Below are 26,429 nucleotides of genomic sequence, written 5' to 3'. Positions count from 1 at the left end.
AACCCGCATATAGCCTACATTTCTTAGTTGAAAAATTTGTCAAAATTTTCGTTTTATTGTATAGTATTTTATAGTATTGTATGGTATAATGGGGGTTGGAGGTTCCCTATGAAAGTTACTACATCAAAATCAAAAAATGCTGAGTCATTCTATATTTCTAAAAGTTTCATCAATGACAAAGGTGTTAGCACCTCTGTTAATGTACGCAAACTTGGTACGCTTGCTGATTTATTAAAAAAGCACGGACCTACCAGAGATGATGTAATGGAATGGGCTCGTGCTGAGGCGAAACTTGAGACACAAAAATATAAAGAAGAAAAAACAGTAAATATTTCTTTTAACTACAATAAAAGACTTCAACCTCAACAACAAGTCTTCTATCGTGGGGGCTACCTGTTTTTGCAATACTTTTATTATAAACTTGGCTTGGATAAAGTTTGCAGAAAGATAAGGGATAAATATAGCTTCAAGTTTGATATTAACTCGATTTTATCAGATTTGATTTACTCAAGAATACTTGAACCTTCCGGTAAACGCTCAAGTTATAAATGTACACTGGACTTATTGGAACCACCGTCTTACCAATTACATGACGTGTACCGTTCTTTAAATATACTTGCTAAAGAATGTGACCTTATACAATCTGAAACTTATAAAAACAGCCACTTATTAGGAAAACGCAATGATAAGATTCTTTTTTATGATTGCACCAATTATTATTTTGAGATTGAAGATGAAGACGGAATTAAGAAATATGGCAAAAGTAAGGAACACAGACCAAACCCTATAGTACAAATGGGGATGTTTATGGATGGTGACGGCATTCCTCTTGCTTTTTCTCTATTTCCGGGTAATGCTAATGAGCAAACATCTATTAAACCTCTTGAAGAAAAGATTTTAAACGAGTTTGACTGTCAAAAGTTTATTTACTGTAGCGATGCAGGACTCGGTTCGGAAAAAATAAGAAAATACAATCATATGGGCGAAAGAGCCTTTGTCGTTATACAATCTATAAAAAAGCTTAATGCACAGGATAGACAATGGGCTTTAGATACTAAAGGATTTAAAAGTTTGTCTGATGATAAAGTAGTAGATTTAGCAGAAATATAAAAGGATGATGAGGCTATATATTACAAAGATGCTCCGTATACACCTAAGGATTTATCTCAGAGGCTTATCATCACATACTCACCTAAATATGCCAAATACCAAAAAACTATTAGAGAAAAACAAGTTGACAGAGCTAAGCTGATGCTTGAAAAAGGTAGTATCAAAAAAGAAAGAAGAAATCCTAATGACCCTGCCTGGTTTATTAGCAGCCTTGCAGTGACTGATGATGGAGAAAAGGCAAATGTACATAACTTTCTTAATACATACAAGATAGATGAAGAAACTAAGTATGACGGTATGTATGCCGTCTCCACAGACCTACTTGACGATAATGTAAGTGAAATACTAAGTATAAGTGAAAAGCGATGGCAAATCGAAGAGTGCTTTAGAATTATGAAAACCGAGTTTGAAGCAAGGCCTGTTTACTTACAAAGAGTTGACAGAATTACAGCTCACTCCTTAACTTGTTTTTTAGCATTGATTATTTACAGATACCTTGAGGAAGCTTTAGAACACAAATATACATGTGAAGAGATTCTAAAAACTCTAAAAGATTTTAATTTTTCATATGTAAAAGAGCAAGGTTTTATACCGCTGTATAAAAGAACGGAGCTTACAGATAAGCTACATGAGATTTGTCATTTTAATACAGATTTTGAATTTATAACAAAAAGTCAAATGAGAACAATTAAAAAACAAAGTAAGGGAAAATAAAATACTATTTTTTTAGTTTTAAAACGAAATGTAAATACCCTCCAAAGCCGCTAAAACACAGGGCTTGAAGGGTATTTTATATTTCAAAACTGTCAAAGACAGGATTTTATACCTTTCATGTAGATTATATAGAAATTCATGTATAATGGCAATTGTTAGAGAAATCAGATGTTAAAGAGTGATACGGGAGTTCCATCCAATCTTGAGTGAATTTGTTTGGAGTATATAGGAGATCACAGTAAAAAAGTTATCATTTAGATAGCTTTTTTACGTTAAAAATTAAAACAAATATATTTACTGCAGTTTGTACCTTAAAAACCGCAGTTTATACTTTTTTTATAAAAAGTATATTTTTGCTGCTATAATCATAATTGTCAAAGCCAAGAAATGTTTGAGAAGTCAAACTTTTCATAAATATTAATGTTTTATTTTAGAGTGATTGTTACAGTGATATAGCAAAGGCTGAGTGATAATAGGAGTGTTTTAAGGGTGATTGTAGAGTGTGTTATATAGTTAGAGCGATATAACATAGTTAGAGTGATTCTTAGAGTGATATATTTACGCAAGGGTTAGAGTGATATAAAAATGTTAGAGTAAAATAAAAGGCATGGTGATGTAAGACACCATGCCTTTTATTTTACACTGTCAAAGGTAGAATATGAGATATATAAATGGTATAATAGAACCGTACATAATTAAGGAGAAGATATGAAGAAGATATTGTCTTATATATTTGTAGCGGTTTGGTGTATTTGCATTATATTGCTTGCATTAAACAGCTCTACCGATATTGTTAAATTAAGTGATAAAGCTTTTGAATTCATTATTTTCATGATGGTGTTTGGAATATTCGGGACAATGGTATTTTCAAATATAAACTGAAACGGTTGCTATATATCACCTTTATGTGATTTTTTGGCAACCGTTTTTATCATTTAATTCAAGTTCTTTTTCTCTTTTTCGTATATCAAGCTCATCGTCTACCAGATCCTGAAGAGATATATTGTCTACTACATTGTTGATGGCATCTTCAACTTTTTTGAAAAGGTTCTGTGTTACACAAAAGTCTGAATGCACACAGGAACCGTTGCCGTCAAGACAGTCAACCGGAGAGAGTGAGCCTTCGGTAAGTCTCAGTATTTCACCAACAGTATATTCTTCTACAGGTTTGATGAGTAAATATCCGCCTTGAGCACCACGAATACTTTTTACAAGCTTTGCCTTTGAAAGGATGGAAACTATCTGCTCCAAGTATTTTTCTGAAATTCCGTAGGATTTGGAAACCTGATTTATTTTTGTGGGTGTATCGGAGTTTATTGCAAACTCGACCATCATTTTTAAAGCATATCTACCTCTAGTAGAAATTTTCATTTGATTCCTCTTTTCTATATAATCTGATGAATTATTTCAGCCGAGAGCCTTTGGAGTTTGAGCGAAATCATCAGTTTGATTTAATTTAATACCTAGTACATAACTAGGAATTGATACTATCATATCAAATATGGAAATAAATGTAAACTAAGTATGGTGATATTATTATAAATATGTGGTATAATGAAGACTTTAAGAGAGCTTATTAATTTACATATATTATGTTTTACGATAGAAAGGGAGAAGATGGAGAAGAACAGTCGATTTTTTGATAATGCCGAAGCTATATTTAACGGTATGAATACTTTTCTTACAACAAAGACTGTAGTGGGAGAACCTATTGTTGTAGGTGATACTACAATAATACCATTGGTGGATGTAAGTTGCGGAATGGCAACGGGTACATTTGAAGAAACCTCAAAGTCAAAGGGTGGCGGCGGAATGAGTGCCAAGATAACACCGAGTGCAATGCTTATTATTCAAGACGGAAGAACCAAGGTTGTGAATATAAAAAATCAGGATGCATTCACTAAAATCCTTGATATGATTCCTGAGCTTATAAATAAGGTTACAAATAAGTCTGATGTAGACAAGGATGCTACAAAGCAGGCTGAGACAATATTAAATGAAAGTGAAAGTAAATATATTGATTGACAATCACTATATTTTTAGTGTATACTTAATAGGTATGCCGCTCAATGTTGGTTTCAAGCCTGTTTCAGGCACCAATTTTGGCGAGTAATGATAATAGGAGGTATCCTTATGTACGCAATTATTGCTACAGGTGGTAAGCAGTATAAGGTTTCTGAAGGAGATATCATTAGAGTAGAGAAACTTGGAAAAGCAGACGGTGAGGCTGTTACATTCGATCAGGTTCTTGCACTAAACGATGGAGAACTTAAAGTTGGAACACCTACTGTAACAGGAGCAAGTGTTAGTGCATCTGTTCTTAAAGAGGGCAAGGCTAAGAAGGTTATTGTATACAAGTACAAGCCTAAAAAAGGTCACCACAAGAAGAACGGTCACAGACAGCAGTTTACAGAAGTTAAGATTGAAAAGATTAATGCATAATCTTTATGATTGACGTTATTGCATTTGCTAAAGATGGCAAATACACCGGTTTGAAAGTTTCAGGACATGCAAACTTTGATGAAGAAGGCAAGGATATAGTATGTGCGGCGGTTTCGGTGCTTACACTGAATCTGGCAAATTCTATTGAACATTTTTGTGATGACGACTTTACGGTCGATTCTGATGACGGCTTCTTTTCGTTTGTTTTGCATGATAGAAGTGAAAAATCGGGACTATTACTGGATTCATGTATTCTTGGTCTTATGGATATAGGAGAAGAGTACGGAGATTTTATCAATATTAATTTACAGGAGGTCAAGTAAATGTTAAAAATGAACCTTCAGCTTTTCGCTCATAAAAAGGGAGTTGGATCTACAAAGAACGGTCGTGACTCTGAGTCAAAAAGACTTGGTGCTAAGAGAGCAGACGGACAGTTTGTTTTAGCTGGAAATATACTATACAGACAGAGAGGTACAAAGATTCATCCGGGACTTAATGTAGGTCGTGGTGGTGATGATACTTTGTTCGCTACAGTTGACGGTGTAGTTCGTTTTGAAAGAAAGGGCAGAGACAAAAAGCAGGTTTCTGTTTACCCAAGAGCTATTGCTGAATAAGAGTTGAGACGGGAGGCTTCATACAGATGTATGAGGCCTTCTTTAATACAAAGAGGTATATATGTTTGCTGACAGTGCAAAAATTTTTATAAAATCGGGCAAGGGCGGAGATGGACATGTAAGCTTTAGAAGAGAGCTTTTTGTGGCAGCCGGCGGTCCGGACGGTGGTGACGGTGGAAAAGGCGGAGATATCATCTTTGAAGTGGATGAAGGTCTGAATACACTCACCGATTTTAGAATGAAGAGAAAATATGTGGCGGGAGACGGTGAGCCGGGTGGTAAGAGAAAATGCCATGGTGCGGATGCCAAGAGTCTGACGCTTAAAGTACCTGAGGGTACGGTAATAAAGGACTTTGAAACAGGCAAAGTAATTGCCGATATGTCCGGAGAAAATAAGAGAGAGGTTATTCTTAGGGGCGGTAAAGGCGGTTTCGGAAATATGAATTTTGCCACCGCTACCATGCAGGTACCTAAGTTTGCAAAGCCCGGTCAGCCCGGAAAAGAGATGTTTGTTCTCTTGGAGCTGAAGGTTATAGCTGATGTAGGTCTTGTAGGATTCCCTAATGTAGGTAAGTCAACACTGCTCTCCAGAGTAAGTAATGCAAAGCCTAAGATTGCTAATTATCACTTTACAACACTTGATCCTCATCTGGGAGTGGTGGATGTAAAGGGAGCAGGCGGTTTTGTTATGGCGGATATTCCGGGACTTATAGAGGGTGCCAGTGAAGGTGTAGGCCTTGGGCATGATTTCCTAAGGCATATTGAAAGAACCAAGGTACTTGTACATGTGGTAGATGCGGCTTCTACTGAAGGCAGAGATCCTGTAGAGGATATAAAAACCATCATGAATGAGCTTAAGAGTTATGATGAGAGCCTGCTTGAAAGACCGCAGATTATTGCCGCAAATAAAATAGATGCAATCTATGACGAAGAGAACAGTCAAATAGAGAGAATAAAGGAGGCTTTTCCCGACATTAAGGTATTCCCTATATCGGGAGTAAGCGGAAAAGGTATACAGGAGCTTCTTTATGAATTGGTAAATGTTCTCAGTACAATCGACAGAACTGTTAAAGTTTTTGAGAAAGAGTTTGAAGTAGATTATTCAAGTGATAAGAATCTTCCGTTTACAGTTGAAATTGATGAGGACGGAGTATTTGTGGTAGAAGGTCCAAGAATTGAAAAGATGCTTGGATATACAAATCTTGATTCTGAGAAGGGATTTGATTTCTTCCAGAAATTCTTAAAGACTTCAGGTGTTTTGGAAAAGCTGGAAGAGGCAGGAATAGTTGATGGAAATACTGTTCGTATGTATGGCCATGAGTTTGACTATTATAAGTAAATAGGAGAAAAATGAATAGTAGACAAAGAGCATATTTAAAGGGACTGGCTATGAGCCTTGACCCTATAATGCAAATAGGTAAAGCTTCTCTTACAGAGGAGAATGCTGCAGCTATTGCAGAGGCTATGGAGCCCAGAGAGTTAATAAAGATATCTGTTTTGAAAAACTGTGCCGACGATCCTAAGATAATTGCAGCCGAAATTGCAAAGCTTACAAGAAGTGAGGTTGTGCAGGTTATAGGAAAGAAGATAGTGCTTTATAAACAGGCTGATGAGCCTAAGAACAGAAAGATAAACCTTCCGAAATAATATGAAAAGAATCGGTATTCTTGGCGGTACATTCGATCCGATACATTTCGGACATTTGATACTGGCAGAGGAAGCAAAAGAGTTGTGTAATCTTGATGAAGTATGGTTTATGCCAGCAAAGACACCGCCACATAAGCTAGGTAAAAAGATCAGTGAATTCTCTGTCAGAAAATCCATGATTGAATTGGCGATACAGGGGCATGGCGGACTTTATTGTTCGGATTTTGAAAATACTTTAGAAGGTAATTCCTACACTTTCAATACTTTGGAAAAACTTCAGAGTAAGTATATTGACGAAGAGTTTTACTTTATTATGGGTGCGGATTCGTTTTATGAGATAGAAACCTGGAAAAATCCTGATATCATATTAAAGATAGTAAAATTGATAGTGGCATCAAGGGATTACAGCAATGAAAATCTTACCTTAAAAAATCATTTTGAGCATCTGAAAAGTAAATATGAAATTAAAGGTATTTACTTTTTGGATACTATGGATATTGATATTTCTTCAACTCAGATAAGGGAATTGACCGGAGGCGGAGAAAGTATTACAAAGTATGTTCCTGAGAGTGTTTGCAGATATATAGAAGAGAATAAAATATATGTTTGATTTTAGTCGAGAAAATATAGACCTTATAAAGGCTGATTTGAAAGATAAATTGCCGAAAAAAAGATATGAGCATACTCTTGGAGTGGCTTATACATCGGCTGCTTTGGCTATGCGCTATGGAGAGGATATTGTAAAGGCGGAACTTGCAGGTATTTTGCATGATGTTGCAAAAGGAGAGAAGGTTTCAAAACTCAAAGAGGATATGAAAGGATTTGACGATCCTTATACCGATAAAACTTATGTTGCATTGGTGGCAGATAAAGCGCCTCAAATTCTTCATGCAATATACGCACCTTACTTGGCAAGAAAAAACTACAATATTAAAGATAAAGATATCTTGTCGGCTATAAGATGGCATACAACAGGTAAAAAAGATATGAGTATGTTGGAAAAAATTGTATTTGTTGCAGACTATATAGAACCTAACAGAAAACAATTACCGGGCCTTGATGAGATAAGAAAACTTGCATTTGAGGATATAACTAAAGCGATAGGAAGAATTGCAAATTCAACTATTGAGTATTTGAGCAGTCAGGATATGTATATAGATAAATTTACATATGAATTGAGAGATGAAGAGGTGTAGATGGAAATAAAAGAAATTGTAAAAAAGATTTATAATATAATTGATGACAAAAAAGGCGAAGATATCAAGGTTATTGATATAACAAAAGTAAGTTCCGTAGCGGATTATTTTATAATAGCCAGTGCAAATAATGTAAATCAGGTTCAGGCTATATCTGATGAGATTGATTTTATTTTAGGTAGAGAAGGAATTGTTCCGCATGCTATAGAAGGAAATAAGAATGCAACATGGATGTTGCTGGATTACAGAGATATTGTTGTTCATATTTTCCTTAGAGAAGACAGAGCTTTCTATGATCTTGACAGAATCTGGAGAGACGGAATAGAAGTGGAGATGTAAAAAAGCTGCCGAAAGGCAGCTTTTTTAAGCTCGCGATCGGACTCGAACCGACGACCTACTCATTACGAATGAGTTGCACTACCAACTGTGCTACACAAGCATATATATGAATAAAGGAAGAGTTTCACTCTTCCTTTAATGACCAATCCGGGAATCGAACCCGGGTTTGCGCCGTGAGAGGGCGCCGTCTTAGCCGCTTGACCAATTGGCCTTATAAATCGAGGTGACAAGATTCGAACTTGCGACCTCAGCGTCCCGAACGCTGCACTCCACCAAACTGAGCCACACCTCGAGATTTAAAGCAGGGGAAGAGGGGCTCGAACCCCCATTTACGGTTTTGGAGACCGTTGCTCTACCATTGAACTATTCCCCTCTGTAAGGTACTTTGATACTATACCAGTTAAGCTCTAATCTGTCAACTAAAAGTTTTTATTTTTTATAAAAAATTTGATTGAATTTTTTTGGATTCGTATTATAATCAAAGTAAATATTTGAAGGGGTGCTAATACGGCTGAGAGAGGTTTTTACCTTAACCCATAACCTGATCCGGGTAATGCCGGCGTAGGAAAGAAAAAGACTGCCGTAGAGCAGTCTTTTTTGGAGGTAAATATGAATGCGAGTGTAGCTATACAGACATTACCTGAAGTATATGACAATGAAGAAATAGTAAGAATTGTAGATGAGGTAATAGCATATATAAAGAGTACAGGTTTGAAATATTATGTCGGTCCTTTTGAAACAACCATTGAGGGCGAATATGACGAACTTATGGATATTGTAAAGGAATGCCAACATGTGGCGATAAGAGCAGGTGCACCGGGGGTAATGGCTTATATTAAAGTAAGCTTTAAACCTGACGGAGACTTGCTTACAATAGACAGAAAGGTGACAAAACACCATACAGATGAAAAATAAAAGAGACAGTATATACCCGATCGGATTTGGTGTTTTATTTTTGTTGATCTGGCAGATGCTTTGCAGCCTACAAATAATACCGGGATATCTTATGCCTTCACCTGTGCAGATAGTAAGTGCATTGGTAGAAGATTTTTCATTACTCATGTATCATCTTTTGTATACGCTGCTTGAAAGTATGCTTGGACTGACAGTAGGAGTGCTACTGGGACTTTTATTTGCATTGTTAATGGACAGATTTTCAAAACTTTATAAAACCTTTTATCCGATTATTATTATCAGCCAAACGATTCCTACAATAGCAATTGCACCGCTTTTGGTATTATGGTTCGGATATGATCTTTTGCCTAAAATTATACTGATAGTACTTGTGACTTTTTTCCCTATTACGATAGGTGTACTTGAAAGTTTTAAGAGTACGGACAAAGATGAGATAAACCTTTTAAAGTCTATGGGTGCAAGCGAAATTGATATTTATAAATTTATAAAGCTGCCTTCATCTATGGGAAAATTTTTTGCGGCATTGAAGATTTCAGCTTCATACTCTGTAGTAGGAGGTGTAATATCTGAATGGCTTGGTGGATTTAGAGGTCTTGGCGTATATATGACAAGGGTAAGAAAGGCATATGCCTTTGACAAGATGTTTGCAGTTATAATTATTATATCTATACTTAGTTTATTATTATTAAAGGCGGTGGATATTTTGGAGAAGATATCCATGCCATGGGAGGAGAAACATGAAAAAAGTAATTAAGAATTTATTTGTCGCATTAAGCGTAGGTGCTTTGGTTTTGGGAAGTACTGCCTGTGGGAGTAAAAAGAATACAGAAACCGGCAGTAAAAAGCTGACTTTGGTACTTGATTGGACGCCGAATACAAATCATACAGGATTTTATGTTGCAATGGAGAAGGGATACTATAAGGATGCAGGAATTGAACTTGAAATAGTTCAACCGCCTGAGGACGGTGCGGAAGTACTTGTTGCAAGCGGTAAGGCAAACTTTGGCGTATCCTTTCAGGATACTATGGCAGGAGCACTTTCAGGAGACAATGCGCTTCCTATAAAGGCGGTTGCAGCTATAACACAGCATAATACTTCAGGAATAATGTCAAGAAAAGATGACGGAATTACATCACCTAAGGGACTTGAAGGTAAAAATTATGCGACATGGGATATGCCTATAGAAAAAGCTATGTTAAAAAATGTAGTTGAAAAGGACGGTGGAGATTTCAGCAAGGTAAATCTTATACCCTCAACAGTTACAGATGAGGTATCTGCACTTAGCAGCAAACAGGTAGACGCTATCTGGGTATATTATGGATGGGCAGGTATTGCAGCAAATGTCAAAGGATTTGAATTTGATTATTTTGCTTTTAAAGATATAAATCCAACATTTGACTATTATACACCTGTAATTTTTACAAATGATGATATGATAAAAAATGATAAGGACACGGTTAAGAGCTTTCTTGAGGCTACAAAAAAAGGATACGAGTTTGCTGCAGGAAATCCGAAGGAGTCTGCGGAAATACTGTTAAAATATGCACCTGAGATAGATAAAAATCTTGCTATGGCATCTCAGGAGTATTTATCAGCTCAATACATCGATGAAGGTACTCCATGGGGGTATATTGATGCCGACAGATGGGGAGAATTTTATAAATGGCTAAATGAGAACAACCTTTTAGAAAACCCTATAGACGAGGGAGCGGGACTTGATAATGAATTCATCACAAAATAGTGAGGTTATTTTAGAAGTAAGAAATGTAAGCTTCGGATATGATGAAAGACAGATTATTTCAAATGTAGATATCGAACTTAAAGATAATGAGTTGGTTTCACTTCTTGGAGTAAGCGGAAGCGGAAAGAGTACATTATTCAATATAATAGCAGGACTGTTAAAGCCCGATGCAGGAAAGGTAATATATAGAGGAGAGGATATCACAGGTAAATCAGGGATTATAAGCTATTCATTTCAAAAAGACCTTTTGCTGCCTTATATGACGATAGAAGAGAATGTGGCACTTCCTCTTTTGATAAAAAAGGAAAAGAAAGCGGATGCATTGGTAAAGGCAAATGAAATGTTAAAAGAGTTTAAGCTGGATGCCTATGCAAAGAAATATCCTAAAGAACTCTCAGGAGGTATGAGGCAAAGAATTGCACTTTTAAGGACATATCTTTTTTCAAAAGATGTTTCTTTACTTGATGAGCCATTTTCCGCACTGGATGCCATTACAAAGGATGAGATGCATGACTGGTATATGAATATGAGAAGAAAATATAAAACTTCTACCATATTTATAACCCATGATGTGGACGAGGCGATACTTCTGTCGGACAGAATTTATATTCTTGGAGACGGAGGTATAAAAACGGAGATAAAAATAGAAACCTCGGTAAGAGATAATTCTTTTAAGCTTACAAAAGAGTTTTTGGACTATAAAAAGTCTGTAATAGGTTGCCTTGAAAGCGGTAATACATAAAACCGGATATAAAAACACCCCGAATATTAAGTTATCCGGGGCGTTTTCAGGTTTAATTTATCTTTTTCAATTCATAAAGATCCATAACTTCAAATGTTTCAAAGTTAGGAATAGCTGCAAATGAGCAGTCAAGATATGTTTTAGAGTCTTTTGCATTCATACTGAAAATATAATTATAACCTGCTTCAAAAAGGTAGTCAGGTGAAAGCTCACTGCTTGGACCGTATATTCCTTTTATTTTTGCATTGGTACAGGCATTTAATATATCAAGGTATGAGTTATTTACAAGAGTGGAACCTGACATAATAATTATATCAAGATCCTTAAGCACGTCCTTATGCCTCAGAGCATCTTCTCCAAGGTGGAAATAAATATTTTTAGGATAAACTTCCGTACTGTCCTTTGATATATGATAGCTTAGAATCTGCTTTTCAGGAAGTAGATCAAATGCATGGAATTCCTTACATTTGTTAAGGAAAAATCTGATATAAACACCATATCCTATAAGTCCTACCTTCATATCCTTTACATCATATTTAAAATTAAGACCTTCGCTACGCTCAATACCTCTGTCTTTTAGAAGCTCAACGGTGTTTAAAGGTTTGCTCATCAAATTGCTAAGTACAACAAGTATAGTACGAAGTGTTTCATCTTCTTTAAGTAAAAGTTCAACAATACATTGATCTAAAGGCTTGCCTATAAGCTCTCTTATGATAGACTCATATTCAGCTATAGGCTTTTCATTACCTATTCTGAGTGCAAAACTTATTTTTTGATTATTATCAATAGCCATTGCCCATTTGAATCCGAAGACAAATTCTTCCAAATTGGCTATGGGAATATCATATTTCTTATACAGAGCAAGATTGAGCTCCAGTATTCTTTTAATATCCTTCATAATTCTCCTTTATTAAAAGTAAATACATTAATATTAAAATGCATACAATTTACTGCTGCAAAATAATTATAAGGCAAAGTATATTGCTTGTAAATAGGTAAGACTAACTTAATAGAAGTTAATAAATTTTATTTGTTTAACATTAAATTAGCATAATTGACATTATTTAAAACCTTGTATAGGACAATTAGCTATGATAGAATAAACTATATACTTTAAAAAACGAAGTAATCGGGGTATTATATATGAGTGAATTGACCGGAGAGTGGAAGGAAGTACTTAGCGGAGAGTTTAAAAAACCATACTACAGAAGTTTGTATGAATTTGTAAAAGAGGAGTACAGTACACATACGGTATTTCCGCCGGCATATAAGATATTTGAGGCATTACATCTTACACCTTTATCAAATATTAAAGTTGTGATTTTGGGACAGGACCCTTATCATGGAGAAAATCAGGCACATGGTTTATCTTTTTCAGTACCTAAGTCTCAAAAGAAAATTCCGCCATCTCTTGTAAATATATATAAAGAGCTTCATGACGATGTAGGTACATATATACCTAATAACGGAAATTTGTTAAAATGGACTGAACAGGGCGTGCTTTTACTTAATACCATACTGACAGTAAGAGCTCATAAAGCCTTTTCACATCAGGGAAAGGGCTGGGAGAATTTTACAGATGCGATAATAAATATTATAAATGAGACGGACAGACCTATTGTGTTTATGTTATGGGGAAGTGCCGCAATATCAAAAGCTAAGATGCTGAATAACCCTAAGCATTTGGTATTAAAGACTGTGCATCCAAGTCCGCTTTCCGCATATAGAGGTTTTTTCGGATGTAAACATTTTTCAAAAGCAAATGAATTTTTGATAAAAAATAATATATCGCCGATTGATTGGCAGATAGAGAATATTTAGAAGATAAATATGGAAAGGATTAGTATGAATATACTGGAGATACTCAAGGTCATAATTATCGGTATTGTAGAGGGTATAACGGAATGGTTGCCTATAAGTTCCACAGGTCATATGATTTTGATTGATGAGCTTATCAGACTTAATGCAAGCACAGAATTCAAATCAATGTTTATGGTGGTTATACAGCTTGGTGCTATTTTGGCTGTTGTGGTTTTATATTTTAAAAAGCTGAATCCGTTCAGCAGGGGTAAAAGTTCAAAGATGAGAAGACTTACCATTGAATTGTGGAAGAAGATTATTATTGCATGTTTGCCGGCTGCTATGCTTGGGTTTTTAATTGATGACTGGCTGGATGCACATCTTTATAACGGATTTGTGGTATCTATGGCACTGATTATCTATGGAATTTTATTTATTATGATAGAAAATTCCAATAAAAAGAGGATTGACAGTATCAAAAGCGTTCATGCAATAGATTATCAGACCGCTTTATTTATCGGATTCTTTCAGGTGCTTGCACTTATACCGGGAACATCAAGGTCAGGGGCGACTATTATAGGCGGCATGATTTTAGGAGCTTCAAGAGCCGTATCGGCTGAGTTTTCTTTTTTCTTAAGTATACCGATAATGTTCGGTGCAAGCCTTTTGAAACTGGTTAAATTCGGTTTCCACTATACTGCAGCGGAAGTTGTATATCTTTTACTTGGAATGATAGTTGCATTTGTGGTATCTGTTTTCTCTATAAGTTTCTTATTGAACTGGATAAAGAAAAATGATTTTAAATTCTTCGGTTACTACAGAATCGGTCTTGGACTTGTAGTGCTTGTATGGTATTTTGTATCATCTTTGATGGGATAAATTTCAGGCATATATTTATAATGAAAAACACATTATAAATATATGCCTTTTACTTTGACAATCTGTTAAAAAAGCATTATCATAAAGAAATTGTACGCAAACAGATAGGAGGATTATGCTTAGACTGGTTAGATATTTAAAAGATTATAAAGTTGAGTCTGTTCTTGCACCATTATTTAAATTTTTGGAGGCGGCATTTGAACTTTTGGTACCGCTTGTTATAGCAAAAATTATTGATATCGGAATAGGAAATAAAGATTCAAATTATATTATAAAGATGGGAATCCTGCTTGTGACATTAGCTGTAATAGGGCTTACATCAGCTATAGTTGCACAGTATTTCAGTGCAAAGGCTGCAACCGGTTTCGGAACAAAACTTAGAGATGATTTGTTTGCTCATATTTTACAGTTTTCACATGCAGAGACTGATATACTTGGAAGAGAAACTTTGGTAACCAGAATAACAAATGACAGTGATCAGGTACAAAACGGTGTAAACAGATTTTTCAGGTTGGTTTTGAGGTCGCCATTTATAGTTGCAGGTGCATTTATAATGTCTTTTAATATAGATGCTAAAATGTCACTGATTGCATTTATTGTAATATTAATATTATCAATAATAGTTGCACTCATAATGTCCAAGAGTATAGGACTCTATAGAAATGTACAAAGAAAGCTTGATAAGGTACTTGGAAAAACAGGAGAAAATCTTACAGGTATCAGAGTGATTCGCGCCTTTTCAAAAGAAAGAAGTGAAATCGGTGAATATGATATTGCGACAGAGGATCTCTACAAAGATCAGGTAAGGGTGGGAAATATATCCGCACTTTTAAATCCTCTTACTTATGTTATAGTTAACTTAGGTATAGTAGCCATACTTCAGGCAGGAGGTATACAGGTAAATATAGGTAATCTCACTACCGGTCAGGTAGTTGCTCTTATAAATTATATGTCACAGATACTTGTTGAGCTTGTAAAGTTTGCAAATCTCATAATACTTTTAGCAAAGGCTAGTGCCTGTGCCAAGAGAATAAATGAGATATTTGATATAAAGTCTTCTATAAATGGTGGTAACAGTGAACTTGTCTTAAATGATTTTGACGGAGATATAATAACTTTTGAAAACGTGGGATTCGCATATCCAAAATCAAAAGAAGAGGCGATTTCAGATATAACATTCTCTGTAAGAAAGGGAGAAACCATAGGTATAATCGGCGGTACGGGTTCAGGAAAGAGCTCTCTTATAAATCTAATTCCAAGATTTTATGATATAAGCAGAGGCAGTATAAAAATTGCGGGTAGAGATATAAAAGAGTACACTTTAGATTCTCTAAGAAAAAATGTGGCTTTGGTTGAGCAAAAGTCAAGACTTTTTAGAGGAAATATAAGAAACAATCTGCTTTGGGGAGATGAGAGTGCAACTGATGAAGAATTGTATAAAGCCGCGGATATTGCTCAGGCAACAGATGTAATAAACTCAAAAGAAGGCAAGCTTGATTCTGAAGTAGCAATGTATGGAAATAATTTTTCCGGAGGTCAAAAACAGAGGCTTTCCATTGCAAGAAGTCTTGTAAAAAGAGCGGGAATACTTATACTTGACGATTCATCTTCAGCACTTGACTATGCCACTGATTCAAGACTCAGAAGGGCAATTAAAGAGATAAAAAATATTACAACTTTTATAGTCAGCCAAAGAATAGTTTCAATAAAAAGTGCCGACAGAATAATAGTACTGGATGACGGAAAAATTGTAGGTATCGGTACTCATGAAGAACTTTTGAAGAATAATCCTATCTACAGGGAAATATACAGTTCACAGATAATGACGGAGGCGGATTAAAATGAATAAAAATAAAAATACTTTAAAAAGAATTTTAAGCCTGTTGCATCCGTACAGATTCAGGATGTTTGTCAGTCTGATACTTGCTGTGGTTATCGTGCTTACAACTCTATATCTTCCGATATTTACAGGTAGAGCTGTGGATACAATTGTTTCAAAGGGAAATGTAGACTTTGAAAAGCTTATAAAAATTATTTTTACAATGATAATTATAATGTGTATTACAGCTGTAGCTCAGTGGTGTATGACCGCTATAAATAACGTAGTTGCATATCATATGGTAAGAGATATCAGAAATCAGGCATTTGCCAAGATAATGAAACTTCCTATATCATATGTGGATTCTACAAGTCATGGTGAGATAATAAACAGAGTTATAAATGATGTGGATCAGTTTTCCGAAGGACTTTTGATGGGTTTTGCCCAGTTTTTTACAGGCATACTGACTATTATACTGACTATTATCATATTGTTTAAAATAAATGTATATGTTACATTGGTAGTTCTTCTTGTTACACCGCTTGCAATGTTGGTTGCAGGGCTTATTGCAAAGAATACTTACAAGCATTTCAAGTCACAATCGGAAAGAAGAGCAAGAATGACAGGAATAGTTGATGAAATGATTGCAGGACTTGGAACTGTGAAAAACTTCAACATGGAAAAGGAAATAGAAAACGAGTTTAGAGAATCTGATGAGGCGCTCAGGGTTGCAAGTCAAAATGCTATATTTATTTCGGCTATAGCATTTCCTGCTACAAGATTTGTAAACTCTTTGGTGTATGCAGGTGTTGCAATCTCAGGAGCATTGCTTGCAATTACCGGAAAAATGAGTGTTGGACAGCTTACTTCCGTACTCAGTTATGCAACACAGTATACAAAGCCTTTTAATGAAATATCGGGAGTGGTTACCGAACTGCAAAATTCATTTGCCTGTGCCGCAAGGGTATTTGCACTTATAGATGAAGAAGAGATACTTCCTGATAAGGATGTGAATAATAAGATTGAAAATGTAGACGGAAATGTGGAAATATCACATGTTTACTTTTCGTATGATAAATCAAAGAAACTTATCGAGGATCTTAACCTTGATGTAAAAGCCGGACAGAGAATTGCAATAGTGGGACCGACGGGAAGCGGAAAATCCACTATTATAAATCTTTTAATGCGCTTTTATGACATAGACAGCGGCTCTATTAAGATAGAGGGCAAGAATATCAATGATATTACAAGAAAATCAATCAGAGAAAACTTCGGTATGGTTTTACAGGAGACATGGTTAAAAAATGCTTCAATAAGGGATAATATTGCATTCGGAAAACCTGATGCTACATTTGAAGAGATAGAGGCGGCAGCCAAGGAAGCGTATGCAGACAGCTTTATAAAAAGATTACCTGACGGATATGATACAATAGTAACCGAAGGTGGTGAAAACCTTTCGGCCGGACAAAGGCAGCTTCTATGTATTGCAAGAATTATGCTTGTACTTCCACCTATGCTTATACTTGATGAGGCTACCTCAAGTATAGATACAATGACTGAAGCAAGAATAAGTAAGGCATTTGATAAGATGATGACAGGTAGAACAAGTTTTGTAGTTGCTCACAGACTTTCAACCATAAAAAATGCCGATGTAATACTTGTACTTAAAGACGGTCATATAATAGAACAGGGAAATCATAATGAGCTTATGGAGATGAAGGGCTTTTATTATGAATTAAATAATGCAGTTTAAAATTAGAAAGAGGAATATATGAGAAAATTGGCACTAAGCGATGATATACTGCTTAGCGTAGACAAGCCGGCAAGATATATCGGCGGTGAGTTAAATTCAAGAGATAAAAGATTAGAGGATGTAGATATCAGATTTGTTATGTGTTTTCCTGATGTCTATGAGATAGGAATGAGTCATATAGGAATGCAGATCATATATGATATGTTAAATAAAAGAGAAGATACATTCTGTGAGAGATTATTTTCACCATGGGTAGACCTTGATAAGATACTCAGAGAAAAGAATATACCGCTGTTTTCTCTGGAGAGTCAGGAAAATGTAAAGGATGCCGATATTTTAGGTATTACATTACAGTATGAGATGTGCTATACAAATATTTTACAGGTTTTAGAGCTTTCACAGATTCCGATGTATTCAAAAGACAGAGGAGAGGAATATCCTATAGTAATAGGTGGCGGACCATGTTCTTATAATCCTGAACCTTTGGCACCTTTCTTTGATATATTCTATATAGGTGAGGGCGAAGTGGTTTATGACAAGCTGCTTGACCTTTATAAGGAGTGCAAAAGTGAAAATCTTTCAAAGCATGAGTTTTTAAGAAAAGCGGCAAAACTTGAAGGTATGTATGTACCTGAGTTCTATGATGTGAGTTATAAAGAAGACGGTACTATAGCTTCATTTACACCTAAATATGAGGATGTTCCAAGTGTTGTACATCGAGTTGTTGTTCAAAATATGGATACCGTATCATATCTTTCAAAGCCTGTAGTTCCTTTTATTAAGGTCACACAAGACAGAGTGGTACTTGAGATAATGAGAGGATGTATCAGAGGCTGCAGATTCTGTCAGGCGGGAAATGTATACAGACCGCAAAGAGAACATTCCCTTGATTACCTTATAAATTATGCAAAAACAATGCTTGATATTACAGGAGCGGAAGAAATTTCACTCAGTTCACTCAGCTCAAGTGATTACAGTCAGCTTGATAAACTTCTTGATTTCCTTTTGGAATATACAAAGGATAGAGGAATCAATATATCTTTGCCTTCTTTGCGTATTGATGCGTTTTCACTTGATGTAATGAGTAAGGTTCAGGATGTAAAAAAGAGTTCTTTGACATTTGCGCCTGAGGCCGGAACACAAAGACTGAGAGATGTTATAAATAAGGGAATTACAGAGGAAGATATATTAAGCGGTTCTATGGAGGCATTTAAAGGAGGATGGAATAAAGTAAAGCTTTATTTTATGCTTGGACTTCCTACAGAGACTGATGAGGATATTAAAGGAATACCTTTGCTTTGTGAAAAAATAGCTGAAAATTATTACTCTATTCCAAAGGATCAAAGAATCGGTAAGGTATCTATTACCGCAAGTTCATCTTTCTTCGTGCCTAAGCCTTTTACACCTTTCCAGTGGGCGAAGATGGAAACTGAGGAGGAGTACCTTAGAAGAGCACATCTTGTAAAGGATACTTTCAGAGAGCAGTTAAACCAAAAGAGTATGAAGTATCAGTACCATGATGCCGAGGTAACACTTCTTGAGGGACTTATGGCAAGAGGTGACAGAAAAATTGCGGATGTCATAGTTAATGCTTATAAAAACGGTGCAATGTATGATTCATGGTCGGATCAGTTTAATATGGAATATTGGATTAAAGCATACGAGCAAAGCGGTATAGATCCAAGCTTTTATACATTAAGAGAAAGAGATCTTGATGAGCTGTTCCCTTGGGATTTTATAGATTCCGGAGTTACAAAGGAATTCCTTATCAGAGAGTGGAAAACAGCACATGAAGATAAGATCTCACCAAACTGCAGACAGCAGTGTTTAGGTTGCGGTGCAAGAAAATATAATGGAGGTGTTTGCTTTGAAGGTAAGAATTAAGTTTGAAAAAACCGAGCAAATGCGTTTTATAGGCCATTTGGATATAATGAGATATTTTCAAAAAGCTATGAGAAGGGCGGACATTCCTATAAAATACAGTGAAGGATTTTCACCTCATCAGATAATGTCATTTGGTGCTCCCCTTAGTATGGGTGTATCGGGACTTGGTGAATATATGGATATAGAGTTAAAGGAAGGTAGTCATATTTCATCTAAAGAAGCAATAAAAAGGCTCAATGAGATGATGTGCACCGGAATGAAAGTTACCAAGTTTTTACAGATTCCCGATAATTCCAAACCGGCTATGGCTTTGATGGATACAGCCGATTTCAAGGCGGAATTTAAAACCGAAGTAAAAGAAACAGACATTAATGCCGCTATAGAAAAGCTTATGTCAAAAGAGTCTATATTACTGACCAAGGTATCAAAAAAGAAAAAGAAAAATCAGTTTGGAAAGTTTGTAGAGGTGGAAACAACTTCAGTTGTGGATATAAAGCCTTTTATATATAAGCTTGAAGCTATAAAAAATGGTGTATACATGCATCTATCACAGGGAAGTACAAATAATATAAAGCCTGCCGCAGTTATGGAATTTTTATATGAAGAAGGATTATCGGCAGCTAAAAGGAATGAATATTATTTATATAGATTAGATATGTATACGGATGAAGGGAAGGCCCTTGATGAATACGGCTGTGAAATTATCTAAGCTTCTTATCACAAGCTATAAGAATAAAAATTTTGCAATATCATATGATGAGAATAGGGCAAACGAGATAGAGTATATCGAGGATACTTCTTTACTTGGCAGTATTCATATAGGTAAGGTAAAAAAAATTGCTAAAAACATAAATGCCGCCTTTGTAGAGATTGAGTACAATTCAGAACGCCAAACTGTATATTTTGATATGGCTGAACTTAAGTATCTTATATTTGCCGATGAAAAAGTATTTGCCGATGAAAAAGAGCATACGGTTTTACACGAGGGCGATGATATTGTAATAAAGATTTCAAAGCTTCCTATAAAGAATAAATTGGCAGGTGCTACTGCAAATCTTTCCGGCTGTGAAGTACTTGATCAAATTCTTGCAAAGAAAAACTATATAAAGGCACCTGCAATGCTTTATGCGGGTTCCAAAGACTATATAGATATTGTTAAAGACAGACTAAAATATGCCGATTTTGATATAGTAACGGATATCAAGGATATATACGAAGAAATAGTTGATTTTTTTAAAGAAGAGCGTGAAGATATGCTTTGCAGAGTCAGATTCTATGACGATAATATGATAAGTTTAAATAAGCTTTACTCCATAGATACTCTTTTTAGTGAATCATTAAGCAAAAAAGTATGGTTAAAGGATGGAGGCTATCTATGCATAGAATCTACGGAAGCTCTTACAGTTGTTGATGTAAATACCGGGAAAAATGTCCGGAAAAAAGAAGACGGAATAATTAAATTAAACACAAATCTTGAAGCAATAAAAGAGACTGCAAGACAGTTAAGGCTTAGAAATATCTCAGGTATTATAATTATAGATTTAATAAATACCACGGATAAATCCGAAATAGATTTGATATATCATACGATGAAAGATTATCTTAAAGAGGACAGATTAAATACAGTGGCAATAGATATCACAAAATTATGCCTGTTTGAGATAACCAGAAGAAAAAGAAAGCCAAGTCTTGAAGAGGTTATATATAATAATTTTAAGTTGACGAAAAATATTTTGTATAGTTATAATAGAGTTAGTCTCTAATAACTCACATGCTCAGTTGTTTGATTAAAAAGGGGAAAAATATGAAACTGGAATTTATAGGTGCAGATCATGAGGTTACAGGAAGTTGTCATTATGTTGAAGTCGGAGATAAAAAGTTTTTAGTGGACTACGGTATGGAGCAGGGAATTAATGTGTATGAAAATGCTCCGCTGCCTGTTTCACCGGCAGAGATAGATTATCTTTTTGTGACACATGCTCATATCGATCATACAGGTATGATTCCACAGCTTGTTGCAAGAGGATTTAAGGGAGAAATATATTCATCAAATGCCACAATGGAGCTTTGTACCATAATGCTTCGAGACTGTGCGCATATACAGGCTGAAGAGTTAAAGTGGAAAAACAGAAAAGCTGAAAGAGCAGGCAGACAAAAGGAAGCGGCGGTATATGAACTTTCCGATGTTGAAGCAAGTATTAAACTCTTTAGAGGTATTGAATATAATAAAAAAATAGATATTGATGAAAATATAAGTATCAGATTTATAGATGCAGGACATATTCTGGGTTCGGCGTCTATAGAGGTTTGGCTTAAAGAAGGAAATGAGAGCAGAAAAATAGTATTTTCAGGTGATATCGGTAATTTCAATAAGCCTCTAATCAGAGATCCGGAGTATATAAAGGACGCTGATTATGTTTTGATGGAATCAACCTATGGTGACAGATATCATGAAGAAGGCGCAGATCATGTGTCAGATCTGGCAAGAATTCTTGAAGAAACATTTGAGAGGGGCGGAAATGTGGTAATACCTGCATTTGCAGTCGGAAGAACACAGGAGCTGCTTTATTTTATGAGACAGATAAAGCAGAACAAGCTTGTAAAAAACCTTCCGAACTTCCCTGTATATGTAGACAGTCCTCTGGCAATAGAAGCAACCAATGTATTTAAAGATAACTTGCTTGAATGTTATGATGAGGAAACTAAGGAGCTTGTTGAAAACGGTATAAATCCGATAGCTTTCCCTAATCTGAAAATGACTGTAAGCAGTGATGAGTCAATGGCAATAAATATTGATAAATCACCAAAAGTTATAATATCAGCTTCGGGAATGTGTGATGCGGGTCGAATCAGACATCATTTAAAGCACAATCTTTGGAGAAGTGAATGCAGCGTGGTATTTGCCGGATATCAGGCTTTTGGAACTCTTGGAAGAACTCTGCAGGACAATGTTTCAGAGGTAAGACTTTTTGGAGAAAATATTTCTGTAAACGCACATATTGAAACTTTAAAGAGTATAAGTTCACATGCCGATAAAAACGGACTTATAAAATGGGTCACAGCTTTTGAAGAAAAGCCGAAGCAAGTGTTTATAGTGCATGGTGATGATAAAGTTTGCGAAAGCTTTTCAAATGAACTTAAGAGTAAATACGGAATAAATTCATCCGCACCTTTTTCAGGCTCTGTTTTTGACCTGATAAGCGGAGAATGGATAAAGCAGACTAAGGGAGTTGCTGTTGCTGTTAAGGAAGTAAAGGAACCGGAAAGCAGTGTTTATTTAAGACTTCTTGGTGCAGGAGAGAGACTCCTAAAAATCATAAAAGAAAATAAACATGGAGCCAACAAGGATTTGGCTAAATTTGCAGATCAGATAAATGATTTGGCAAAAAAATGGGAAATTTAGTAGGAGTATATTTTGAAACAATTTAATAAAAAAAATATAATAGCTATTGTAATGGTTGTGTTTGTGCTGCTGATAATTGCAATTTTAGGAAAACGCACAAACTCTAAGGCTATAGCCAATAATTTTGATTTTTCAATGGATAAGAACAAAAATGACGAACCTTTGACAGATACGACATTTGCACTTGATACATTTATTACAGTATCCATATATAATGGTGGTGATGAGAATGTTTTAAAAGAGTCAATGCAGTTTATAAGAAATTATGAGAGTATATTTTCGGCAACAAGCGAATCTGCGGAATTGTATAAATTAAATCATAGAGAAAAAGGGACTATGAGTGTGGAAGTAAGTGATGAACTTGCCTATCTTATAGATAAGGCATTGTATTACAGTAAAGTTTCACATGGTGCATTTGATATTACGACAGAACCGTTAAAGGAATTATGGGATTTTAATGCAGAGGAACCTGAGCTTCCAAGTGATGAAAGTATTAAAGAGGCACTTCCTAAAGTGGATTATACAAGAGTAAGTGTGGAAGGAAATACAGTAAAGTTTACTTTAGATGACACAAGAATAGATCTCGGTGCTATTGCAAAGGGATATATAGCGGATAAGACAAAGGAATATCTTCTGAGTAAAGGTGTTGACAGTGCGATTATTAATCTTGGAGGCAATGTTTTATGCGTGGGTAAAAAGCCAAATGGGGACAACTTTACAATAGGACTTCAAAAACCTTATGCGGATAGAAATGAAACGGTCGCTTTACTTACGGTGGATGATGAATCGGTTGTTTCATCAGGTGTTTATGAGAGACATTTTGTTATAGACGGTAAAAACTATCATCATATTCTGGACCCGAAAACAGGTTATCCTTATGATAACGGGCTTGTGGAAGTAAGTATACTTACAAAATCATCAACAGAAGCGGACGCACTTTCAACTACATGCTTTTCGCTGGGAGTTGAAGAGGGTGTAAAGCTTCTTGACAGTATACCTGATACCTATGGTTATTTTATCCTTTCAGATTACTCCATAGTTTATTCTGAAGGTGCAAAAGAGCAGCTTGTGCAACCATAAATTTTTGTAAAGATATTATTAATTTGACTTTGATAGTCAAAGAGTATATAGTAGTTTCATAACAAATAAAATTTTTGGAGATAAAAATGGAGAGAAGAGAAGTACTTGCAAGTATTCCAAAGGCAGTAAATCTATATTTAATTCAGTCAGACTTTACCAGACTGCCATTTGTTTATTGTGATGATGAGAGTTTTGATGATGTGGCGTTTTTGTTTGATGAAAAAGAAAATGCTTTGAAGAAATCGGCGGAGTTGGCAGCCAATAAGCAGAAGAATACTGTATTGGAACTTAATCAGGAAGGTATTTTAAGAGCCTTTACACATATGGCAATAGCCGGTGTGAATGCTGTTAAGTACAATTATCAGGGTAATGAATTTACAATTCAGCTTGAAGAAATAGTGAAACTCTCGGATTTCAGCGAGTTACCACCTGAAAAAAGACCTGTGGAGAACAGATCATTACAGCTTACAATGCTCTATTTCGGACAGGAGATAAGAGCAAACCTTGACAATCCTAATACACCTGAGATTCGTGAATTGGAAGAGGAGATGCTTGTAAATATTTTAAAGGCAAGATTCCTTGTACCGGTTAGAGAGGCACAGGTAGACGGAGAAACACAGATGCAGATGCTTATGTTAAGGATAAGTGATAACGGAGGAAATATGATACCTATATTTACAGACAATATAGAGTTTGACAAAATGCCGGGTGATGCAACTGTAAAGAAAACAATAATAGAGGCTAAGCATCTTATAAACTTCCCTATGACACCTGAGTGTGACGGATTCCTTATAAATCCTATGGGTGTAAGTATTCCGCTTAATGCCACTATATTAAATAATCTCAGAAATATGGAAATAACACCTGCAAATAAAGAATAAAAAAAAGTGTGAAAGATGAGAATTCATTTTTCACACTTTTTTTTATATAAAAATTATCTGTTCTTCATTTCGATATAGTTTTCGTGCTCCTTAACAGCCATATAAGCAGGTCTTATAATCTTATCGGTATTGATAAGCTCTTCAATTCTGTGAGCGCTCCATCCGACAATTCTTGAACAGGCAAATATAGGGGTATAAAGCTCGGTAGGTAAATCAAGCATTCCGTAAACAAAACCGCTGTAGAAGTCAATATTTGCACTTACACCTTTATATATATGCCTTTCAGCTCCTATTACTTCGGGTGCAAGCCTTTCAACTGCACTGTAAAGTTTAAAGTCATTATTTTTATGCTTTGCATTTGCAAGCTGTTCAACATATTTTTTAAATATATTGGCACGTGGATCTGAAAGCGAATATACCGCATGTCCCATACCATATATTAATCCGGCTTTATCAAAGGCCTCTTTTCTTAACAGCTTTAAAAGGTAAGTTTTTATTTCTTCATCATCATTGATATCCTTTATATGTTTTTTCATATCCTTAAACATTTCAACAACTTTTATATTGGCGCCGCCATGTTTCGGACCTTTCAAAGAGCCGAGAGCTGCCGCTATAGCCGAATAGGTATCTGTGCCTGAGGATGTTACCACATGAGTAGTAAAAGTGGAATTGTTACCGCCGCCATGTTCCATATGTAAGACCATGGCAAGGTCAAGCACTTTGGCTTCAAGGTCTGAGTATTTCTTATCCTCTCTAAGCATCAGTAAAATATTCTCGGCAGTAGAAAGCTCGTTTGACGGACGATGAATATACATACTTTTATCTCTGATATAGTGATTGTAGGCATGGTAACCGTATACGCACATCATAGGGAAGGTAGCTATAAGATTTATACACTGGCGTAATACATTTGGAAGAGAGGTATCATCAGCCTTTGAGTCATATGCATACAATGTAAGTACAGATCTGGAAAGCGTGTTCATCATATCCTTACTTGGTGCTTTCATAATGATATCTCTTGTAAAGTTTTTGGGCAGAGATCTCTGTTCACCAAGTAAACTTTTGAAATCGTTAAGCTCATTTGAAGTAGGCAGATTGCCGAAAAGCATTAAATATGCTACCTCTTCAAATCCGAATCTGTTTTCTTTTAAAAATCCGTCTGTGAGTTCATGTATATCAATACCTTGATATCTAAGCTCACCGTCACATGGTATCTTCTCACCGTTTTCCCTTCTAAATGAGGTTATCTCTGAAATGCGGGTAAGGCCGGCTCTTACACCTTCACCTTGAAGATTGCGAAGGCCCCTCTGCACATCAAATTCTTTATACAAGGATTGGTTTATAGTTAAATTAGTAAGGCATTTTGAGGTCAAATCCTCTATTTCTTTTGTAATCTTTTGGTTGTAGCTCATATATTCCTCCTTTAAAAAATCATACATGTACAAAGTTACTTATATTAATTATACAGT

At 35.6% G+C, this 26,429-nt stretch carries 27 protein-coding genes, 4 tRNA genes, 1 pseudogene and 1 riboswitch; of the genes and pseudogenes, 25 read left to right on the top strand and 7 right to left on the bottom strand.

Annotated features, from left to right (window positions below; all coding sequences use genetic code 11):
• The first annotated feature begins 108 nt into the window (after positions 1 to 108).
• Together HMPREF1135_RS14425 and HMPREF1135_RS13900 are read left to right on the top strand one after the other, a co-directional pair.
• Positions 109 to 1,824: pseudogene (locus HMPREF1135_RS14425) on the top strand (IS1634 family transposase).
• A 708-nt stretch (positions 1,825 to 2,532) separates the two neighbouring features.
• Complete coding sequence (locus tag HMPREF1135_RS13900; RefSeq protein WP_007592308.1) at positions 2,533 to 2,706, top strand: hypothetical protein; 174 nt, start codon at positions 2,533 to 2,535, stop codon at positions 2,704 to 2,706.
• A gap of 21 nt (positions 2,707 to 2,727) precedes the next feature.
• On the opposite strand, the gene HMPREF1135_RS04120 is transcribed toward HMPREF1135_RS13900, so the two are convergent.
• Positions 2,728 to 3,195, bottom strand: a complete 468-nt coding sequence (locus HMPREF1135_RS04120; protein WP_007592306.1) for an RrF2 family transcriptional regulator — start codon at positions 3,193 to 3,195, stop codon at positions 2,728 to 2,730.
• Positions 3,196 to 3,441: 246 nt separating this feature from the next.
• Between HMPREF1135_RS04120 and HMPREF1135_RS04115 the strand changes: the two genes are divergently transcribed.
• The 9 genes from HMPREF1135_RS04115 (at position 3,442) to rsfS (ending at position 8,062) form a co-directional block, all read left to right on the top strand.
• The gene (locus HMPREF1135_RS04115; RefSeq protein ID WP_034213615.1) at positions 3,442 to 3,849 is read left to right on the top strand and encodes a GerW family sporulation protein; all 408 of its coding nucleotides are present in this window, start codon (positions 3,442 to 3,444) and stop codon (positions 3,847 to 3,849) included.
• 108 nt (positions 3,850 to 3,957) lie between these two features.
• Positions 3,958 to 4,266: a 50S ribosomal protein L21 gene (gene rplU / locus HMPREF1135_RS04110; protein WP_007592302.1), complete on the top strand. Its 309-nt coding sequence runs from the start codon at positions 3,958 to 3,960 to the stop codon at positions 4,264 to 4,266.
• A 5-nt stretch (positions 4,267 to 4,271) separates the two neighbouring features.
• Positions 4,272 to 4,589 (top strand): ribosomal-processing cysteine protease Prp, encoded by a 318-nt coding sequence (locus tag HMPREF1135_RS04105; RefSeq protein ID WP_007592299.1) that lies wholly within the window; start codon positions 4,272 to 4,274, stop codon positions 4,587 to 4,589.
• Positions 4,590 to 4,880, top strand: a complete 291-nt coding sequence (rpmA, locus tag HMPREF1135_RS04100) for a 50S ribosomal protein L27 (protein ID WP_007592297.1) — start codon at positions 4,590 to 4,592, stop codon at positions 4,878 to 4,880.
• A gap of 61 nt (positions 4,881 to 4,941) precedes the next feature.
• Entirely contained in the window at positions 4,942 to 6,219 is a 1,278-nt protein-coding gene (gene obgE / locus HMPREF1135_RS04095; protein WP_007592296.1) for a GTPase ObgE, read from the top strand.
• Between the two features lie 11 nt (positions 6,220 to 6,230).
• Positions 6,231 to 6,527, top strand: coding sequence for a ribosome assembly RNA-binding protein YhbY (gene yhbY, locus HMPREF1135_RS04090; protein ID WP_007592294.1), 297 nt, complete (start codon positions 6,231 to 6,233; stop codon positions 6,525 to 6,527).
• A 1-nt stretch (position 6,528) separates the two neighbouring features.
• Positions 6,529 to 7,137: a nicotinate-nucleotide adenylyltransferase gene (gene nadD, locus HMPREF1135_RS04085; protein WP_007592293.1), complete on the top strand. Its 609-nt coding sequence runs from the start codon at positions 6,529 to 6,531 to the stop codon at positions 7,135 to 7,137.
• Positions 7,130 to 7,723, top strand: a complete 594-nt coding sequence (yqeK, locus tag HMPREF1135_RS04080; RefSeq protein WP_007592291.1) for a bis(5'-nucleosyl)-tetraphosphatase (symmetrical) YqeK — start codon at positions 7,130 to 7,132, stop codon at positions 7,721 to 7,723. Before nadD ends, yqeK begins: the two co-directional genes overlap by 8 nt.
• Positions 7,724 to 8,062 (top strand): ribosome silencing factor, encoded by a 339-nt coding sequence (rsfS, locus tag HMPREF1135_RS04075; RefSeq protein WP_007592288.1) that lies wholly within the window; start codon positions 7,724 to 7,726, stop codon positions 8,060 to 8,062.
• 27 nt (positions 8,063 to 8,089) lie between these two features.
• Here rsfS and HMPREF1135_RS04070 read toward each other — a convergent pair.
• The 4 genes from HMPREF1135_RS04070 to HMPREF1135_RS04055 form a co-directional block, all read right to left on the bottom strand.
• A tRNA-Thr gene (locus HMPREF1135_RS04070) sits at positions 8,090 to 8,162 on the bottom strand.
• Positions 8,163 to 8,201: 39 nt separating this feature from the next.
• A tRNA-Glu gene (locus tag HMPREF1135_RS04065) sits at positions 8,202 to 8,273 on the bottom strand.
• A 7-nt stretch (positions 8,274 to 8,280) separates the two neighbouring features.
• Positions 8,281 to 8,354 (bottom strand) — tRNA-Pro (locus HMPREF1135_RS04060).
• A 10-nt stretch (positions 8,355 to 8,364) separates the two neighbouring features.
• A tRNA-Trp gene (locus tag HMPREF1135_RS04055) sits at positions 8,365 to 8,435 on the bottom strand.
• Positions 8,436 to 8,547: 112 nt separating this feature from the next.
• Positions 8,548 to 8,647, top strand: a riboswitch (TPP riboswitch).
• Between the two features lie 24 nt (positions 8,648 to 8,671).
• On the opposite strand from HMPREF1135_RS04055, the gene HMPREF1135_RS04050 reads away from it, so the two are divergent.
• Genes HMPREF1135_RS04050 through HMPREF1135_RS04035 form a run of 4 tightly spaced genes read left to right on the top strand, consistent with a single transcriptional unit; the run spans position 8,672 to position 11,461 of the window.
• Complete coding sequence (locus HMPREF1135_RS04050) at positions 8,672 to 8,977, top strand: thiamine-binding protein (protein ID WP_007592285.1); 306 nt, start codon at positions 8,672 to 8,674, stop codon at positions 8,975 to 8,977.
• A complete protein-coding gene (locus HMPREF1135_RS04045) occupies positions 8,967 to 9,731 on the top strand; it encodes an ABC transporter permease (RefSeq protein WP_034242901.1) in 765 nt (254 codons plus the stop codon). The genes HMPREF1135_RS04050 and HMPREF1135_RS04045 overlap by 11 nt, the downstream gene beginning before the upstream one ends.
• The gene (locus tag HMPREF1135_RS04040; protein ID WP_007592280.1) at positions 9,715 to 10,719 is read left to right on the top strand and encodes an ABC transporter substrate-binding protein; all 1,005 of its coding nucleotides are present in this window, start codon (positions 9,715 to 9,717) and stop codon (positions 10,717 to 10,719) included. Before HMPREF1135_RS04045 ends, HMPREF1135_RS04040 begins: the two co-directional genes overlap by 17 nt.
• Complete coding sequence (locus tag HMPREF1135_RS04035; protein WP_007592279.1) at positions 10,700 to 11,461, top strand: ABC transporter ATP-binding protein; 762 nt, start codon at positions 10,700 to 10,702, stop codon at positions 11,459 to 11,461. The genes HMPREF1135_RS04040 and HMPREF1135_RS04035 overlap by 20 nt, the downstream gene beginning before the upstream one ends.
• Positions 11,462 to 11,513: 52 nt before the next feature.
• On the opposite strand, the gene HMPREF1135_RS04030 is transcribed toward HMPREF1135_RS04035, so the two are convergent.
• Positions 11,514 to 12,359 (bottom strand): Rossmann-like domain-containing protein, encoded by an 846-nt coding sequence (locus HMPREF1135_RS04030; RefSeq protein ID WP_007592276.1) that lies wholly within the window; start codon positions 12,357 to 12,359, stop codon positions 11,514 to 11,516.
• Between the two features lie 245 nt (positions 12,360 to 12,604).
• Between HMPREF1135_RS04030 and ung the strand changes: the two genes are divergently transcribed.
• From ung to HMPREF1135_RS03980, 10 genes are all read left to right on the top strand, one after another.
• Positions 12,605 to 13,282 (top strand): uracil-DNA glycosylase, encoded by a 678-nt coding sequence (ung, locus tag HMPREF1135_RS04025; protein ID WP_007592274.1) that lies wholly within the window; start codon positions 12,605 to 12,607, stop codon positions 13,280 to 13,282.
• Between the two features lie 24 nt (positions 13,283 to 13,306).
• Entirely contained in the window at positions 13,307 to 14,140 is an 834-nt protein-coding gene (locus HMPREF1135_RS04020) for an undecaprenyl-diphosphate phosphatase (RefSeq protein ID WP_007592272.1), read from the top strand.
• Positions 14,141 to 14,255: 115 nt separating this feature from the next.
• Positions 14,256 to 15,980, top strand: a complete 1,725-nt coding sequence (locus HMPREF1135_RS04015) for an ABC transporter ATP-binding protein (RefSeq protein WP_007592269.1) — start codon at positions 14,256 to 14,258, stop codon at positions 15,978 to 15,980.
• Position 15,981: 1 nt separating this feature from the next.
• The gene (locus tag HMPREF1135_RS04010) at positions 15,982 to 17,712 is read left to right on the top strand and encodes an ABC transporter ATP-binding protein (protein WP_007592267.1); all 1,731 of its coding nucleotides are present in this window, start codon (positions 15,982 to 15,984) and stop codon (positions 17,710 to 17,712) included.
• Between the two features lie 18 nt (positions 17,713 to 17,730).
• On the top strand, positions 17,731 to 19,596 hold the full coding sequence (locus tag HMPREF1135_RS04005) for a TIGR03960 family B12-binding radical SAM protein (RefSeq protein ID WP_007592264.1): 1,866 nt from the start codon (positions 17,731 to 17,733) through the stop codon (positions 19,594 to 19,596).
• The gene (locus HMPREF1135_RS04000) at positions 19,580 to 20,305 is read left to right on the top strand and encodes a TIGR03936 family radical SAM-associated protein (RefSeq protein WP_007592261.1); all 726 of its coding nucleotides are present in this window, start codon (positions 19,580 to 19,582) and stop codon (positions 20,303 to 20,305) included. The genes HMPREF1135_RS04005 and HMPREF1135_RS04000 overlap by 17 nt, the downstream gene beginning before the upstream one ends.
• Positions 20,280 to 21,359, top strand: coding sequence for a ribonuclease E/G (locus HMPREF1135_RS03995; protein WP_007592258.1), 1,080 nt, complete (start codon positions 20,280 to 20,282; stop codon positions 21,357 to 21,359). Before HMPREF1135_RS04000 ends, HMPREF1135_RS03995 begins: the two co-directional genes overlap by 26 nt.
• A gap of 41 nt (positions 21,360 to 21,400) precedes the next feature.
• Positions 21,401 to 22,999: an MBL fold metallo-hydrolase RNA specificity domain-containing protein gene (locus tag HMPREF1135_RS03990; protein WP_007592256.1), complete on the top strand. Its 1,599-nt coding sequence runs from the start codon at positions 21,401 to 21,403 to the stop codon at positions 22,997 to 22,999.
• Between the two features lie 12 nt (positions 23,000 to 23,011).
• Positions 23,012 to 24,079 carry an FAD:protein FMN transferase gene (locus HMPREF1135_RS03985; RefSeq protein ID WP_007592254.1) on the top strand — a complete coding sequence of 356 codons (1,068 nt, stop codon included), beginning with the start codon at positions 23,012 to 23,014 and terminating at the stop codon, positions 24,077 to 24,079.
• Between the two features lie 86 nt (positions 24,080 to 24,165).
• Entirely contained in the window at positions 24,166 to 24,960 is a 795-nt protein-coding gene (locus HMPREF1135_RS03980; protein WP_007592250.1) for an SseB family protein, read from the top strand.
• Positions 24,961 to 25,013: 53 nt separating this feature from the next.
• Here HMPREF1135_RS03980 and HMPREF1135_RS03975 read toward each other — a convergent pair whose 3' ends face one another.
• Positions 25,014 to 26,372: a citrate/2-methylcitrate synthase gene (locus HMPREF1135_RS03975; protein ID WP_007592249.1), complete on the bottom strand. Its 1,359-nt coding sequence runs from the start codon at positions 26,370 to 26,372 to the stop codon at positions 25,014 to 25,016.
• Between the last annotated feature and the right edge of the window lie 57 nt (positions 26,373 to 26,429).

Source organism: Lachnoanaerobaculum sp. OBRC5-5, from assembly GCF_000296385.1.
In the GTDB taxonomy this organism is placed as follows: domain Bacteria; phylum Bacillota; class Clostridia; order Lachnospirales; family Lachnospiraceae; genus Lachnoanaerobaculum.
Note: the sequence above shows the minus strand (reverse complement) of the source record. Positions and strands in the feature narration are given on the sequence as shown.

Excerpts from the sequence above, each read along its gene's own strand:
- HMPREF1135_RS13900 (WP_007592308.1), top strand. The coding sequence starts at position 2,533 with ATGAAGAAGATATTGTCTTATATATTTGTAGCGGTTTGGTGTATTTGC.
- HMPREF1135_RS04120 (WP_007592306.1), bottom strand. The coding sequence starts at position 3,195 with ATGAAAATTTCTACTAGAGGTAGATATGCTTTAAAAATGATGGTCGAG.
- HMPREF1135_RS04115 (WP_034213615.1), top strand. The coding sequence starts at position 3,442 with ATGGAGAAGAACAGTCGATTTTTTGATAATGCCGAAGCTATATTTAAC.
- rplU (WP_007592302.1), top strand. The coding sequence starts at position 3,958 with ATGTACGCAATTATTGCTACAGGTGGTAAGCAGTATAAGGTTTCTGAA.
- HMPREF1135_RS04105 (WP_007592299.1), top strand. The coding sequence starts at position 4,272 with ATGATTGACGTTATTGCATTTGCTAAAGATGGCAAATACACCGGTTTG.
- rpmA (WP_007592297.1), top strand. The coding sequence starts at position 4,590 with ATGTTAAAAATGAACCTTCAGCTTTTCGCTCATAAAAAGGGAGTTGGA.
- obgE (WP_007592296.1), top strand. The coding sequence starts at position 4,942 with ATGTTTGCTGACAGTGCAAAAATTTTTATAAAATCGGGCAAGGGCGGA.
- yhbY (WP_007592294.1), top strand. The coding sequence starts at position 6,231 with ATGAATAGTAGACAAAGAGCATATTTAAAGGGACTGGCTATGAGCCTT.
- nadD (WP_007592293.1), top strand. The coding sequence starts at position 6,529 with ATGAAAAGAATCGGTATTCTTGGCGGTACATTCGATCCGATACATTTC.
- yqeK (WP_007592291.1), top strand. The coding sequence starts at position 7,130 with ATGTTTGATTTTAGTCGAGAAAATATAGACCTTATAAAGGCTGATTTG.
- rsfS (WP_007592288.1), top strand. The coding sequence starts at position 7,724 with ATGGAAATAAAAGAAATTGTAAAAAAGATTTATAATATAATTGATGAC.
- HMPREF1135_RS04050 (WP_007592285.1), top strand. The coding sequence starts at position 8,672 with ATGAATGCGAGTGTAGCTATACAGACATTACCTGAAGTATATGACAAT.
- HMPREF1135_RS04045 (WP_034242901.1), top strand. The coding sequence starts at position 8,967 with ATGAAAAATAAAAGAGACAGTATATACCCGATCGGATTTGGTGTTTTA.
- HMPREF1135_RS04040 (WP_007592280.1), top strand. The coding sequence starts at position 9,715 with ATGAAAAAAGTAATTAAGAATTTATTTGTCGCATTAAGCGTAGGTGCT.
- HMPREF1135_RS04035 (WP_007592279.1), top strand. The coding sequence starts at position 10,700 with ATGAATTCATCACAAAATAGTGAGGTTATTTTAGAAGTAAGAAATGTA.
- HMPREF1135_RS04030 (WP_007592276.1), bottom strand. The coding sequence starts at position 12,359 with ATGAAGGATATTAAAAGAATACTGGAGCTCAATCTTGCTCTGTATAAG.
- ung (WP_007592274.1), top strand. The coding sequence starts at position 12,605 with ATGAGTGAATTGACCGGAGAGTGGAAGGAAGTACTTAGCGGAGAGTTT.
- HMPREF1135_RS04020 (WP_007592272.1), top strand. The coding sequence starts at position 13,307 with ATGAATATACTGGAGATACTCAAGGTCATAATTATCGGTATTGTAGAG.
- HMPREF1135_RS04015 (WP_007592269.1), top strand. The coding sequence starts at position 14,256 with ATGCTTAGACTGGTTAGATATTTAAAAGATTATAAAGTTGAGTCTGTT.
- HMPREF1135_RS04010 (WP_007592267.1), top strand. The coding sequence starts at position 15,982 with ATGAATAAAAATAAAAATACTTTAAAAAGAATTTTAAGCCTGTTGCAT.
- HMPREF1135_RS04005 (WP_007592264.1), top strand. The coding sequence starts at position 17,731 with ATGAGAAAATTGGCACTAAGCGATGATATACTGCTTAGCGTAGACAAG.
- HMPREF1135_RS03995 (WP_007592258.1), top strand. The coding sequence starts at position 20,280 with ATGAATACGGCTGTGAAATTATCTAAGCTTCTTATCACAAGCTATAAG.
- HMPREF1135_RS03990 (WP_007592256.1), top strand. The coding sequence starts at position 21,401 with ATGAAACTGGAATTTATAGGTGCAGATCATGAGGTTACAGGAAGTTGT.
- HMPREF1135_RS03980 (WP_007592250.1), top strand. The coding sequence starts at position 24,166 with ATGGAGAGAAGAGAAGTACTTGCAAGTATTCCAAAGGCAGTAAATCTA.
- HMPREF1135_RS03975 (WP_007592249.1), bottom strand. The coding sequence starts at position 26,372 with ATGAGCTACAACCAAAAGATTACAAAAGAAATAGAGGATTTGACCTCA.